A 14,749-nucleotide genomic window follows, 5' to 3' on the forward strand; every position below is an offset into this window, starting at 1 on the left:
TCTCATTGACGACCCTAGGCTGACGTCATGTCTGATGCCGCTCGCGTGATGTGCGCCGGTTTGACCACGTGGGACGTGGTTCATCTGGTCTCGCGGCTTCCGTCCACGGACGAGAAGGTGGCGGCGCTCGACTTCTTCACGGCTGCAGGAGGCCCCGCGACGAACGCTGCGGTGGCCGCGGCATGGCTTGGTAGCCGCCCGACGCTGGTGACAGCCTTGCCTGACCACCCGGCTTCAGCGCTCATCGCCGATGACCTCGCCCGGTGCGGTGTTGAGTTGGACATCGCGGCCAGCTACGAGGGCGCCCCCATCACCGCGTCGATCATGGTCACGCAGTCCACGGGCGAGCGGGCGATTGTGTCACCCACGGGTGCCGCGACCGGCGAGCAGCCAGTTATCCACAGGTTTCCAGTTACTCAAAACATGTTTTCCCTACTGATCGACGGGTACTTCCCCTCCCTGAGCCTGCCGCTGGCCAAAAGCGCACGTAATCAGGGCATTCCGGTGATTCTCGACGCCGGCAGTTTCAAGCCGTACTCCCACGACCTGCTCCTGAATGTTGACGTTGCGGTAACTTCTGCGGTCTTTGAGCCGCCTGGAACCGGCCGGAATCCCGAGGCCGTCTTCGCCTATCTCAGGGCTCGCGGCGTGATGTGGGCCGCCATTACCCGCGGCCACGACTCGATCCTTTATATGTGCCCTGGCGGCTCCGGCGAGGTGGCCGTCCCCACGGTGGATGGCGTCGTGGACACGCTCGGCGCTGGCGACTTCTTCCATGGCGCGCTCGCCCACCGCATCGCGACGCAGGGCCTCAGCGGCGACCGCTTCCCGGAAGACCTCGCGTTCGCGGCCGACGTTGTGGCGAGGTCGCTCACGACGTTCGGCACGCGCGCGTGGCTTAGTCAGCGCCCCTAACGACGCGCGTCGCATAGGAGTCCGCTACCAGCGCCGTGCTCGCGGCATCCACGCGGTCCACCCATTCAACGGCCGCATCAGGCTGGCGGCCCGTGGCCACGCGGCGCGCAATCAGCCGCGACCGCGCCACGTCCCACGGCACGTCAATGCGCCAGATCTCGTCCAGCAGCTCCCGCACGCGCGGCCACAGCCCCAGATAGTTGCCCTCGACGATCACCACTTGCGCCCCGCGCCTCACTGAGATCGCGTCCGGCACCACCGCGTGAGACTCGCGCGAGTAGCCAGGGGCCATGAGGTTCACCGAGGTGTCGCGGAGACGCCCAAGCAACGTCTCAAACCCCACCCGATCGAAGGTCTCTGGCGAGCCCTTGGACTCCAGGAGTCCACGCTCAGCCAACACAGCGTCGGGCAGGTGAAAGCCATCCATGGGCACAACGGCGACGTTCACGCCAGAATCGGTGAGGCGCGTGGCAAGCCCAGCGGCGAACGTGGACTTACCGCTCCCTGGCCCGCCGCTAATGCCCAGTAAGAACCGCGCGGGCATGGCTAGCGCGAGTCGCTAGGCGACGGGACGAGCGGCCTCGACGTGCTCCTTGGGGAGCGTCTTGGCAGGCAAGGTCTTGGGACGCCAGGATTCGCGCTTGGCCTCAAACGCGGTGATGTCCTCCTCGTGCTGGAGGGTCAGGCCGATGTCGTCGAGGCCCTCCATGAGGCGCCAGCGCACGTAGTCGTCGATCTCGAACGGCACGGTGAGCTCGCCGCACGTGACGGTGCGGTCCTCAAGCGAGACGGTGATCTGCTTGCCCGGCTCGGTCTCGATGAGTTTCCACAGCAGCTCGATGTTCTCTTGCGACAACACACCGGTCAGCAGCCCTTGCTTGCCGGAGTTGCCGCGGAAGATGTCCGCGAAGCGCGGCGCGAGTACCACCTTGAAGCCGTAGTCCTTGAGCGCCCACACGGCGTGCTCTCGCGACGAGCCCGTGCCGAAGTCGGGGCCCGCCACCAAGACGCTGCCATGCTTGTACTCCTCCTGGTTGAGGATGAACTCTGGGTCGCCACGCCACGCGGCGAAGAGGGCGTCGTCGAAACCGGTCTTGGTGACGCGCTTGAGGTAGACGGCAGGGATGATCTGGTCCGTGTCCACGTTGGAACGGCGCAGCGGGACGCCAACGCCGGTGTGGGTGGTGAACTTTTCCATGATTGCTCCTAATAGGCCCGACGCTGGCTAGACCAGCGCTGGCACGTCCAGATCGGCGGGGGTGGACAGGGTTCCGCGCACCGCAGTGGCGGCGGCGACGAGCGGCGACACGAGGTGCGTGCGGCCTCCCTTGCCCTGGCGACCCTCGAAGTTGCGGTTCGAGGTGGAGGCGCTGCGCTCCTGGGGGGCCAGCTGGTCGGGATTCATGCCGAGGCACATCGAGCAGCCTGCGTTGCGCCACTCGGCTCCGAAGTCGATGAAGATTTGATCAAGACCCTCGGCCTCCGCCTGCAGGCGAACCCGCGCGCTACCAGGCACAACGAGCATGCGCGTTCCCTCGGCCTTGGTGCGGCCCTTGATGATCTCTGCTGCGGCGCGGAGGTCCTCGATGCGGCCGTTGGTGCACGAGCCGAGGAAGACGGTGTCAATGTGGATGTCTCGCAGCGGGGTGCCCGGCGTGAGACCCATGTACGCGAGCGCGTTGGCGGCGGCCTCGCGGTCGGTTTCGTCGGCGAAGTCGTCAGGGCTTGGCACGTTGGCGGAGATTGGCAGTCCCTGGCCGGGGTTGGTGCCCCACGTCACGAACGGCTCGAGGTCACTCGCCTCGAGCACCACTTCCGCGTCGAACACGGCGTCGTCGTCGGTGACCAGGGTCTTCCAGTACTCAACAGCGGCATCCCAGTCCGCGCCTTCTGGCGCGTGGGGGCGGCCGTTCACGTAGTCGAACGTGGTCTGGTCCGGGGCGATGAGGCCTGCGCGGGCCCCCGCCTCGATCGACATGTTGCACACCGTCATGCGCGCCTCCATGGACAGCGAACGGATCGCCTCTCCACGGTATTCGAGCACGTAGCCCTGTCCACCACCGGTGCCGATCTTGGCAATCACCGCAAGGATGATGTCCTTGGCGGTGGTCCCCTCAGGAAGGGTGCCGACCACGTTGATGGCCATGGTCTTGAACGGCTTCAGCGGCAGCGTCTGGGTGGCGAGCACGTGCTCCACCTCGGAGGTGCCGATGCCGAAGGCGAGCGAACCAAAGGCACCGTGAGTGGAGGTGTGTGAGTCGCCGCAGACGATCGTCATTCCGGGCATCGTGATGCCGAGCTGTGGACCAACCACGTGCACAACGCCCTGGTCGGCGTCGCCGAGCGAGTGGATGCGCACGCCAAACTCGGCCGCGTTGTTACGCAGCGTATTGATCTGCACGCGAGAGGTCTCGTCCGCGATGGGAAGGTCGATGTTCAGCGTGGGGGTGTTGTGGTCCTCGGTCGCGATGGTGAGGTCCGTGCGGCGCACCTGGCGGCCGGCAAGGCGGAGCCCCTCGAAGGCTTGCGGCGACGTGACCTCGTGGCACATGTGGAGGTCGATGTAGATGAGGTCGGGAGCGCCGTCGGTGCCTTTGCGCACCAGGTGGTCGTTCCACAGCTTCTCGGCCAGAGTCGTACCCATGCTCTTCACTCCTAACGGGGGGACAATCCCATTCTAGACATCTCACAATATGAGACACTAATATCGCTCTATGGACAATCATAGCGGTGTTGGCGTCATTGACAAGGCGGCGGCGATCCTCGGCGTTCTCGAGGAGGGGCCTGCCACTCTTGCCGAACTCGTGGACGCCACGCACCTTGCGCGGCCCACCGTGCACCGCCTCGCACTAGCCCTCGAGCACCACCACCTGGTTGGCCGTGACGCGACCGGCGCGTTTGTGCTGGGGAACCGCTTTGCCGCGCTCGCGGCCGCCGTTGGCGAAGACCGCCTCGTGAGCGCGGCCCTCCCCGTGCTCACCACCTTGCGCGATCGCACAGGCGAATCGAGCCAGCTCTACAGAAGGCACGGCAGCTCTCGCATCTGCATCGCCGCTGTTGACCGCCCCGTTGGTCTTCGCGACTCGATTCCCGTCGGTACAACCATGACGATGGCCGCGGGCTCTGCCGCCAAAGTGCTGCTCGCCTGGGAGGCGCCGGAAGTAATCCACCCGGCCCTAGCGTCGGCCCGCTTTACTGCGGCCGATCTCGCCTTGGTGCGCGAGCGCGGATATGCCGAGAGCTCCGCGGAGCGCGAGGCTGGCGTGAGCTCCGTGAGCGCGCCCGTGTGGGGCACGAGCGGAACCGTCATCGCGGCCGTGTCGATCTCCGGCCCTGCAGAGCGCCTCACTGCGACGCCAGGCAAGCTCCACGCGGGCGCAGTGCTTGATGCAGCGCGCCAGCTCAGTGACGTGCTCATCCGCACCCACGTGGGGTAGCGGCCGCGGCGCTTGCGGGGTGACGACCGCACAGTTTGGTCGCACTGAAATAGGAGACTTCCCACAAATGGGAACGCAAACACTGCTGACTTTCGGAGATTCTCGCGCCAGCGTTTGCGGGCCGATTCGACGGCGCTGTTAGCATCCGCCAAACCGCGAAACGTTTCGCGAGCCCATCGACAAAGGAGTCATGGTGAACGCACGGATGCTTGCCCGAATCGCCGCCGTCACAATCGCATCGCTTGCGGTGACGCTTACGGGGGTGACTGCGGCCCAATCCGACGTTGGTAACGGCACCTTCGACTCCGGCGTCGATCCTTGGTGGGCGTATGGCGCCACCCTCGCGAATGTGGAGGGCCAACTCTGTGCCACGTCTTCGGCCGCCAACAGGTGGGACGCGGGTGTGGGCCAGAACGGCATCACCATGAGCGCGGGCGACAAGGAGATCGCGTTCACCGTCACAGGCGAGGGCACGTTCAAGGTCAATGTCGAGACGCCAGAGGGCACAAGCGCGCTGGGCCAGGAGTTCACTGTCAGCGGCACTCAGACCTTCACCTACGACTTCACCGCTGCCGAGACCACGTCCGCGAAGGTGCTGTTTGAGGTGGGCGGCAACGCCAGCGGCCACACCGTGTGCTTCGACAACATCTCCGTCACGGACGTCGCCGCCGAACCGACTGTGCTGATCTCGAATGACTTCGCGATCCTCACCGGCGGGTACTGGGCGTACGCGAACGGCGGCGCCACGTCATCACTCGTCAACACGGACGGCGCACTGTGCTACTCCACGGACGCCGTCAACCGCTGGGACGCCGGAATCGGTTACGACGGCTGGGCGTCCGTCGCTGGTGACGCCACGCTGTCCTTCGACGTCAAGGGCAGTGGCACCTACAAGGTGAACGTGCAGGTGCCGGACGGCACCAGTCAACTCGCGCAAGAGTTCACCGTGAGCGACCCCGGCGCGTGGGTGCACCAATCGTTCGACTTCGACATCGCCGAGGGCGTGGGCAAGCTTCTGTTTGAGGTGGGCGGGGAGGACGTGTGCCTCGACAACATCGTGCTGAGCGTGATCGAGTCCGATGGCCCCGACGAGCCCGAGGAGCCGGAAGGCCCCGTGCTCCAAGGCGGCGTCAACCTGCTCGACAACGGAAACTTCGCCGCGGACGTAGCTCCGTGGAGCGCCTACGGTCACACGGGCGCCGTAACGGACGGCGCCTATTGCGGCACCGTGACCGCGCCACTGGCAAACCCGTGGGACGCGGGATTCGGCTACAACAACCTCGAGTTGCCCGCGGGCACGTACGAATTCTCGTTCGACGCGTCAACTACCGGTTCCTTCACCGCGCTCGTGCAAGAAACGGGAGGCAGCTGGACCACGTTCGCGCAGACACCGGTGACAGGCGACGCGATGACGCACTACTCGCTGTCCTTCACCCTCGACGATCCCGTTGACGTTGCGGCTTTGCAATTCCAGTTTGGGCCTCTCGCATCGGGATCCTTCGACGCGTGCATCGACAACGTGTTCCTCGGCGCTCCTTCGGTGGAGTACGTGACAAACGGCACGTTCGATGACACGAGGGATCCGTGGAAGAACGACGGCGTGACCAGCTGGTCCATCGACTCCGGAGCCCTGTGCTCCGAGGTTCCCGGCGGCACACCCAACCCGTGGTCCGTGAACATCCACTATGACGGCATGCAGCTTCCTGCCGGCCCCTACACGCTCAAATTCAGGGCCTCGGGCACGGGAGGCCCCATGCGAGCGCTCGTCGGCCTTGGCGCCTCTCCGTACACCGTGTACACCGAGACGAACGCCACGCCCGGTGCGGACCTCGAGGAGTACACGGTCTACTTCACTTTGGCGAACGCGAGCGACAACGCACAGATCGCGTTCCAGGTGGGCGGCTCGTCCACCCCGTGGACGTTCTGCATTGACGACGTCTCGCTCGCAAGCGGCGGCGAGAAGCCCCCGTACGCACCTGAGACGGGGCCACGCGTCAAGGTCAACCAGCACGGCTACCTCGCAGACGGCCCTCAGCGTGCCACCCTCGTGACAGACGCCACCGACCCCGTCGCCTGGGAACTGGTGAAGGTCGGCGACGACGTGGCCACCGCGTCGGGCATGACGACGCCGAAGGGCGTGGAACCATCCAGCGGCGAAAACGTGCATGTCATCGACTTCGGCGGCACGTACGCGGCTGGCACGTATGTGCTCACAGCTGACGGCGACCAGAGCTACGAGTTCACGATCGGCGATGACCTGTATGATGGCCTGCTCACCGACGCGCTGAACTACTTCTACCTGGTGCGTTCCGGCATCGAGATCGACGGCGACATTGTGGGCGAAGAGTACGCACGCCCCGCAGGTCACGTCTCGAGTGCCGGTGGCGACGCCGCAAACCAGGGCGACCACAACGTGGGCTGCCAGCCCGCGGAAGAGTCGCTCGTGGTCTACGGCGAGCCGTGGACGTGCGACTACACGCTAGACGTGGTGGGTGGCTGGTATGACGCTGGCGACCACGGCAAGTACGTGGTCAACGGCGGCATCTCGGCAGCTCAGCTGCTCGGCACCTATGAGCGCGCGCTCCGCGCGGGGTCCGACGCTGTGGCAGCTCTCGCCGACGGCTCGCTGAACGTTCCCGAGCACGGAAATGGCGTGCCAGACATCCTCGACGAGGCCAAGTGGGAGCTCGACTTCATGATGTCGATGACGGTTCCCGACGGTGAAGAGCTCGCCGGCATGGTGCACCACAAGGTGCACGACTACGGCTGGACTGGCCTGCCGCTGCTCCCCCACGAGGACACCAAGGTGCGGTACTTGCACCGTCCCTCCACCGCGGCAACGCTCAACCTCGCTGCCGACGCGGCGCAGGGTGCCCGGCTCTTCGATACCTACGACCCCGCCTACGCCGCGGAACTTCTCGCCGCCGCCGAGGTGGCGTGGGAGGCGGCGCTCGCCCACCCGGCGATCTACGCCACCGCGGCGGACGGGAGCAACGGAGGTGGCCCGTACAACGACGACGACGTCTCCGATGAGTTCTACTGGGCAGCGGCGGAGTTGTACCTGACGACGGGCGACGCGGAATATCTGACCTACCTGCAGAACTCCCCCGTGGCCACGATCGACTCCTTCCCCACGGCTGGCTTCAGCTGGGACCAGTTGGACGCGATCGCAAAGATTGACCTGGCGACGGTCACAAGCCCCTTCCCCAACCGCCACGCCATCGCGGCGCAAGTGGTGGCCGGCGCGCAAGCGATCGCGACGGTGCAAGCGGTGCAGCCGTTTGGCCAGGCACTGCCTGCGGACAAGTTCGTATGGGGCTCCAGCAGCCAAGTGGCCAACAACGTGGTGGTACTCGCCGCCGGGTATGACCTCTCCGGCAATGACGCTCTGAAGGACGCGGCGTATGAGTCCATGGACTACCTCTTTGGGCGCAACGCGCTGAGCAACTCGTACGTCACTGGGTACGGAACGGTCTCCAGCCAGAACCAGCACTCGCGCTGGTTTGCCCATCAGCTCAACAGCGAACTCCCCAACCCTCCAAAGGGCTCGCTCGCGGGCGGCCCCAACGCGGACTACTCCACGTGGGACGGCACCATCGCGGGCCTGTACCCCGCCAAGGATTGTGCGCCGCAGTACTGCTACGTGGATGACATCACCTCGTGGTCCACGAATGAGATCACGGTCAACTGGAACGCGGCGCTCAGCGCGGCAGCAGGGTTCCTGTCCGCGCCTGAGGCACCGGTGACGCTGCCGGACTTGCCGTTCGACTCCGCACCAAAGCCAAGCATCACCGGCAGCAAGGCCCTGGGTGGCACGCTTAAGGCGAAGATTGGCACGTGGGATCCCACGCCGAGCACCGTCACGTATCAGTGGCTGCGAAACGGCAAGAAAATCGTGGGTGCCACCACGTCGACATACAAGGTCACGCGTGCGGACTCCGGTGCGTCACTGTCCGTGACGGTCAAGGGATCGAAGACCGGCTACGTGACCACGTCGCGGACGTCGTCGGCGGTGAAGGTCAACAAGTTCTTCACCAAGACCCCAACGCCAACCATCACGGGACCGGCCTTCGCCGGCTACCGCCTCACCGCTCACCCGGGCTCGTGGTCGCCTAGCGCCACCTCGTTCTCGTACCAGTGGCTGAGGAACGGCAAGCCCATCACGTCCGCCACGAAGTCCAGCTATGTGCTCACGAAGGCCGACGCTGGGGCCAAGATCACCGTGGCAGTCACCGGTAAGCGTGCCGGCTATGACTCGGTGACCAAGACCTCGGCGGCCAAGACGGTCGCGAAACTGTACTTCACGGGGTGGGCCGTGCCTCGCATCACGGGCACGCTCGCGGTTGGGCACACGCAGAAGGTCACGGTCGGATCATGGACGCCTAAGCCGGATTCGTACAGTTACCAGTGGTATCGCAACGGGGTGGCGATCAAGGGGGCCACTAAGTCCACCTACAAGTTGGTGAAGGCGGATCGCGGCACCTACCTCTCGGTGAAGGTCACGGCCCACAAGAAGGGCTACCACGACCTCTCCATCAAGGGCGGCAAGATCACTCGCGTGCAATAGCCGCGCGGGCATGCCGCTGGCCTAGGCTGGCGGCATGCCTGGCACTCCCATCGTCGTCTTCGACGGCGAGTGTGCCCTGTGCAACGGCTTTGTCGCGTGGCTCATCCGCCACGACAAGAACGCGGTCTTCAAGGTTGCGGGCAGCGCTGGCGACGTGGGCAAGGCCATCGTCGCCGCGGCGGGCCTCGAAGGCGAAGTGGTGCAGTCCACGATCGTGGTGTGGGACGGGACGCGCGGCCTTACGCGGTCCGACGCCGTGCTCGCCATCGCGACAAAGCTCGGCTGGCCGTGGCGCGCCTTGGGGATTGGCAGGGCTCTGCCCCGCGCCTGGCGGGACGCCGTGTACGGCGCTATCGCACAGCGTCGGGCACGGCTCGGTGCCGAGGACCCCGCGTGCGGCGTGCCGCCTGCCGAACTCGTGGCTCAATGGCGCTCGCGGCTCGCGACGAGGGCGGATGTCCCAGGGGAAAGCGAAAACCTCGCCACCTGAGGTGACGAGGTCAACGTAGCCCCGACGGGATTCGAACCCGCGCTACCGCCTTGAGAGGGCGGCGTGCTAGGCCGCTACACAACGGGGCCCTAGCTGCGTTGCACCCTCACGGGCGGCGAACGCGAGTACCAACTGTACCGGACGCGACCCCCGCTGCGCCAATCCGCGCTCCGTGGTGCCCGTGGGCCAAGATGAGCACATGAGCGAAGCCCCGGTACCGCCCTCTCACGAACCCGAGCGGCACGCGTCATGGCCAGAGCTGTTCTTTGATTTGGTGGCGGTTGCCGGCGTGGGAATTGTCGCTCAACAACTGGAGCAGGACCAGAGCTGGCAACACGTTGGGGTGCTCGCCGTAACGTTCGCCGCCTTCTGGATTCTGTGGGCATCGGTCACCACCTACGGCAACCTGCGCGCAGACAACACCTCGCTCGTGGTGCTCTTCGCCGGCATGGCCGTGCTGGGGACCATGGCGGCCGCGGTTCCGGGCATCTACGACGATCATGCGCGCGTCTTCGCGATCGCGTTCGTGGTGGGCCGCCTCATCGTCGCGCGCCCGTGGTCCAGGGCCTCCGTGGTCGTGGATATGCCTATCGTGCAGGCGAGCATAGGCGTGATCCCGTGGATCGTGTCCATCTGGATTGAAGGTGACGCCAGGTATGTGTGGTGGGCCGTTGGCATTGTGCTTGACTTGTGGGTGCTCGCCACGGAATCCGGCGAGAAGCGCGTGGCGCAGGCGCAGGAGCGGCTCAATAACTCCCTTGCGATGCGCAAGCGCCGTCTTGAGCGGGCTCCGCAGAACCAGGGTTCCTCGCGGCGCGCTGTGAGGCGCGCGGAGGCGCTCGAATCCGGCCGCTACCGAGGACGCGAGATCCCCACCACCATCACGGCTCTCACCGGCGACGAGGCGCACCGCGCAGAGCGTATGGGTCTCTTTGTGCTCATCGTGCTCGGCGAGGGGATTGTGCAGCTCACCGTGGCAGCGGCGGCTGCCGAGCACTGGGATCGCGCCTTGCTGATCTCTACCCTTGGCGCGTTCGCCCTGGTATGCGAACTGTTCGTGGTCTCGGTGCTGAGAGGAACGGCGGGAATCGCACTGCTGCCGGGATCGGCCATTCCTCCGCGCGCCATGTGGCTGGGGCACTTGGTGGTGGCGATGAGCCTCGTGACGTTGATGGCGGCGCTCGGCAAGCTCCTCGAGGAACCTGGCGAGCCCGCGAGCGTCCACACGGCGTGGATGCTCGCGATTGGCATCGGCGCGTACGGCCTGCTCAGCGGCCTCGCTCACCTGTTCAACGGCACCGCCCGACGCTGGGGACCGGCCCTCGCGATTGGCGCACCATTACTCGTGGCGGGTGCCGTGGTGCTCGGCGCGCACGAGTCCGTGCGCGCCGGCGCCGTGGGCTGGATCCTTGCTGCGGCGGTTGGGGTCGCCGCCGGCTTGGGTGTGCGCCTACTTGACGGTGGAGGTCTTCGCCGAGGTACGTGACGTGGTGGTGTAGCCCGTCTTCTTCGCCGTCACCTTGACCGTGATCGTCTTGCCCTTGTCACTCGACGTGAGCTTGTAAGACGATCCGGTGGCACCGGAGATCGCGCTTCCAGAGCGGTACCACTGGTACGAGTAGCTCGACGGGGTGGGCGACCACGTGCCACGCGTGAACTTCAGGGTGGAACCCACCTTTGCGGTGCCGGAGATCTTGGGCGTTGGCGCGGTCTTGAACGTTCCATAGGCGACGGTCTTGGCCGCGGACGTCTTGGGCTGCGAGGCGTAGCCGGAGCGCTTGGCGGTGACCTTGACTGTGAGCTTCTTGCCGGCAGAGGCGGTGCTCACGGTGTAGGTGGACTTGGTGGCGCCGGAGATCGCCACACCGTCGCGGTACCACTGGTACGAGTAGCTCGACGGGGTCGGCGACCACGTGCCCTTGGACGCGGTGACCGTGGACCCCACCTTGACGGTGCCCGAGATTGCCACGGAACCGGTCTTGGTAAAGAACTTGGACAGCGTGAGCGAGGACGAGGTCTTCGACGCCGTCGCATAGCCGGTCGCAGAGCCGGTCACCTTGACGGTGATCTTCTTGCCCGAATCCGACGACGTCAGCTTGTACGTCTTTGCCGTAGCACCGGAGATTGCCGAGCCGCTGCGGTACCACTGGTACTTCAGGGTCGACGCTGCCGGCACCCACGTGCCAGCAGTTGCGGTCAGCGTGGCACCAAGGTAGGTGCTGCCACTGATCTTGGGTGTGGGCACGGTGGTGAACGAACCCGCGGCGACGGTCACCGTGGGCGTGCTCGTGGCAGCGGTGCTCGTGTACAGCGCCTTGTCGCCCGTGGCCTTCACCGAGATGGCGTGACCGTAGTCGGCAACAGTGAGGACGTATGTGGCGTTCGTCGCGCCGTCAATGGCAACGCCATCGCGCAGCCACTGGTACGTGAACGCATCCGCCTGGGGCTCCCACACGGGCGCCTGCGCGGTGAGCGTTGACCCCACCTTGGCGGTGCCCGCGATGATCGGTGCGGGAGTGGCCGTGAACGTCTGGCCCGCCACCTCAACCGGGGTGGAGGTCTTGGTTCCGCCCTGGTAGCCAAACTTCGTGGCGGTGACCTCGGCGTAGATCTCAGCCCCAGCGTCGGCCGCCTGCAAAATGTACGTGGACGCGGTGGCACCAGCGATGTATTGGTTGTCCCGCACCCAGCGGTAGACGTACGCGTTGGGCGTTGGCGTCCACGAACCGGTGGTGACGCTCAAGGTCTCACCAACGGCCGCGGTACCACTGACCACGGGCGACGCGGAGTTAGTGAACTGGCCGTAGTTGACGAACTGACCCGCGGACTGCGCGGTCGTTGCCGCATAGCCGGTGGCCGTGCCTGTCACCTTGACCGAGATGTTCTGCTGAATGTCGTCAAGCGTCAGAGTGTAGGTAGAACCCGTTGCGCTGGCAATCGGGTTGACTCCCCGCATCCACTGGTACGTGAACGTGGCCGTGGGTGTCCATGCTGGCACGTTCGCGGTCAGCACATTGCCCGCGATCAAGGTGCCCGTGACCGTAGGCGCGGGCGCGGACGCGAACGCACCCTCAGCCACCACAGAACCAGCAGAAGTCTTGGACGTCGTGATGTAGCCGGCCTTCGTCCCCGTCACAGCAACCGTGATCGTGGCCCCAAGGTCTGCAGGCGTCAGCGTGTACGACGACGAGGTGGCGCTGCCAATGTTGCCGCCATTGCGCTTCCACTGGTACGTGAAATCAGGCGCCGGGTTCCACGTGCCGGTAACGGCCGTGAGAGCCTGCCCCACCGCGGGCGTGCCCGAAATAGTGGGGACCGGGGCGGCCGTGAATGGGCCGGGAATCGAGAGGCCCGCCGAGGTCTTGGTGGTGTTCACGTACCCGGCCTTGACACCAGTGACATCGACGGTGATGGTCGTGCCCTCGTCGCTTGCCGTCAGCGCATACGTGGATGACGTGGCCGAGGCGATCGACACGCCATTGCGCTTCCATTGGTACGAGAACGCCGGCACAGGGTTCCACGTGCCGGTGTTTGCCGTGAGCGTCTGGCCCGTGGCCGGAGTGCCCGTGATGGTGGGCAACGGGGCCGCCACATAGGCGGACGCGGGAATTGCGAGCGCCGCCGAGGTCTTGCTCACCGAGGTGAAGCCATCGCGAGCGCCGGTCACGGCGACGGTGATCGAGGCACCCGCATCCGCCTGGGTCACCGCGTACGTGTCGCTCGTGGCGCCAGCGATGTTCGCTCCGTCACGCTTCCACTGGTATCCAAAGGAGGTCGTGTACGGCTCCCACGTACCGGCGACCGCCGCAAGCGTCGATCCGACACTGGCGGTGCCAGAGATCGTGGGGGTAGGCGTGACCCAGAACTCGCGGTTGCCAACCTGCGCGTCGATCGTTGCGTTGATGCCCGTGACATTCCCAGCGATCGCGCTTACTGAGTCGGCCGCGTAGGGGCTGCGCTTGTTGTTGTAGTACTCGTAGGCGAAGTTGCCGTCGTTCCACTCGCCATCGATCGTGCGACCGATGCTCGCAAAGTTGACGGTGTAGGTATCGGGCGCGAGCCCCTTGACGGTGTAGGCACCAGTGGTCGCATCGACTCGTGCCGAACGGTACGCGCCATTCGTGCCTTCCGCGTAGACAGAGAGATATGGCTTCCATGCTGCGTCGATCCCTGAGCCTAGGGTCACGGTGCCAGAAATCGTGCGCCCCACCGGCATGGTGATGTTCTTTCCGGTGGCGTTCGCCGTGGTCACGTTGACCTTGGTGGAGCTAGCCGCGGTGTACGCACCGCCGTAGTACACCGAGGCCAATGGCGTGTAGACGGTGTCGGGCCCATCGCTCCAGTTGCTCGAGGCGAACTCAAGTGTGAAGTTGTCGGGGATCAAGCCGTAGACCGTGTAGGCCCCCGTTGTGGTGTTGACGGCTGCGGCACGGAACTGACCAAGGTCACCCTCCGCGTATACGTAAATGCCACGGAGCGCGTCCGTGGACACACCAGCAGGCAGCGACACCGTTCCCGAAATCGTCTTTCCGAGCTCGAGGGTGGCATTGATGTTCGTCTTGTTGCCGGTCGCAAAATCGAGCTTTGTCGAGTCCGCGTACGTGTACGCGTTGTTGTAGAACTCGGGGATGAGGTTGGCTGTGCTTCCGCTCTTGGGAGCGAAGTAGACGGTCAGCTGCTTGGCGGGGAGGCCGCGGATGACGTAGGCACCGGTGACCGGGTCCACTTTTGTGTCGATCGAGTCGCCGCAGTTGCACCCCTCGGGCCCAGGAATGCTCACCTGCGCGTACAACTCGGACTTCCACGCCGAATCGGCGCCCGCAGCAAGCGAGACGGTGCCGGAAACAGTGGAACCTGCCACATACGCGTAACTCACGTTCGTGCGGTCCCCCGCCGTGACATCAACCACCGTTGGCGCGTCATTGGGCTGCGACAGCAAGTTCGCCGATTCCCAATACCCGTCTGAGTCGTGGTCCACAAGCGAGGCGCCGAACTCGAGCTTGTAGACACCGGGCTCGAGGCCCGTGAGGGAGAAGGTCTTGGCGGTGTAGTCAACATCGACCGTGCCCGCCCAGTCGCCCTCGGAGTCGTAGGCGGTGATGTAGACGGTCTCCGCCCACCAGCTCTCGATCCCGGACGCCGGAATCGTGAACGTGCCACTGATGGTGCGCGTCCCCGCGGCCTGCGCCGGAGCCGCAACAAGAACGCCCACAAGGGCGACCAGCACCGCGGCGGCGGAAGCGATGAGACGGTGGACGATGGACGGCGCAGCAGTGCGAACGTTCAAGATACATACCCTCCGGACGCGCCCCGCGTCTCGGACCGCTGAGGTCACCCTAA

General features: G+C 65.5%; 9 protein-coding genes and 1 tRNA gene. 5 read left to right on the forward strand and 5 right to left on the reverse strand.

The genetic code is table 11. The features are described 5' to 3' along the window. Window positions 1-27: 27 nt before the first annotated feature. Window positions 28-915: a PfkB family carbohydrate kinase gene (locus QM618_RS06900; RefSeq protein WP_428096021.1), complete on the forward strand. Its 888-nt coding sequence runs from the start codon at window positions 28-30 to the stop codon at window positions 913-915. On the opposite strand, the gene QM618_RS06905 is transcribed toward QM618_RS06900, so the two are convergent. From QM618_RS06905 to leuC, 3 genes are read right to left on the reverse strand one after another with little or no spacing between them, the layout of a single operon-like run. Then, on the reverse strand, window positions 899-1,459 hold the full coding sequence (locus QM618_RS06905; protein ID WP_428096023.1) for a nucleoside/nucleotide kinase family protein: 561 nt from the start codon (window positions 1,457-1,459) through the stop codon (window positions 899-901). The genes QM618_RS06900 and QM618_RS06905 overlap by 17 nt on opposite strands. A gap of 15 nt (window positions 1,460-1,474) precedes the next feature. Then, entirely contained in the window at window positions 1,475-2,113 is a 639-nt protein-coding gene (gene leuD / locus QM618_RS06910) for a 3-isopropylmalate dehydratase small subunit (RefSeq protein ID WP_428096025.1), read from the reverse strand. A gap of 27 nt (window positions 2,114-2,140) precedes the next feature. After that, window positions 2,141-3,559: a 3-isopropylmalate dehydratase large subunit gene (gene leuC / locus QM618_RS06915; protein ID WP_428096027.1), complete on the reverse strand. Its 1,419-nt coding sequence runs from the start codon at window positions 3,557-3,559 to the stop codon at window positions 2,141-2,143. A gap of 70 nt (window positions 3,560-3,629) precedes the next feature. Between leuC and QM618_RS06920 the strand changes: the two genes are divergently transcribed. From QM618_RS06920 to QM618_RS06930, 3 genes are all read left to right on the forward strand, one after another. Beyond that, window positions 3,630-4,352: an IclR family transcriptional regulator gene (locus QM618_RS06920; RefSeq protein ID WP_428096029.1), complete on the forward strand. Its 723-nt coding sequence runs from the start codon at window positions 3,630-3,632 to the stop codon at window positions 4,350-4,352. A 190-nt stretch (window positions 4,353-4,542) separates the two neighbouring features. Continuing rightward, complete coding sequence (locus QM618_RS06925) at window positions 4,543-8,919, forward strand: glycoside hydrolase family 9 protein (protein ID WP_428096031.1); 4,377 nt, start codon at window positions 4,543-4,545, stop codon at window positions 8,917-8,919. Between the two features lie 34 nt (window positions 8,920-8,953). Beyond that, on the forward strand, window positions 8,954-9,409 hold the full coding sequence (locus tag QM618_RS06930) for a thiol-disulfide oxidoreductase DCC family protein (protein ID WP_428096033.1): 456 nt from the start codon (window positions 8,954-8,956) through the stop codon (window positions 9,407-9,409). Window positions 9,410-9,425: 16 nt separating this feature from the next. Here QM618_RS06930 and QM618_RS06935 read toward each other — a convergent pair. Further along, a tRNA-Glu gene (locus QM618_RS06935) sits at window positions 9,426-9,498 on the reverse strand. Window positions 9,499-9,608: 110 nt separating this feature from the next. Here QM618_RS06935 and QM618_RS06940 point away from each other — a divergent pair. After that, window positions 9,609-10,895: a low temperature requirement protein A gene (locus QM618_RS06940; protein ID WP_428096035.1), complete on the forward strand. Its 1,287-nt coding sequence runs from the start codon at window positions 9,609-9,611 to the stop codon at window positions 10,893-10,895. Here the strand turns inward: QM618_RS06940 and QM618_RS06945 are convergent. Further along, window positions 10,860-14,696, reverse strand: coding sequence for a hypothetical protein (locus tag QM618_RS06945; protein WP_428096037.1), 3,837 nt, complete (start codon window positions 14,694-14,696; stop codon window positions 10,860-10,862). The genes QM618_RS06940 and QM618_RS06945 overlap by 36 nt on opposite strands. Window positions 14,697-14,749 lie beyond the last annotated feature (53 nt).

Source organism: Demequina sp. (assembly GCF_049841215.1).
In the GTDB taxonomy this organism is placed as follows: domain Bacteria; phylum Actinomycetota; class Actinomycetes; order Actinomycetales; family Demequinaceae; genus Demequina.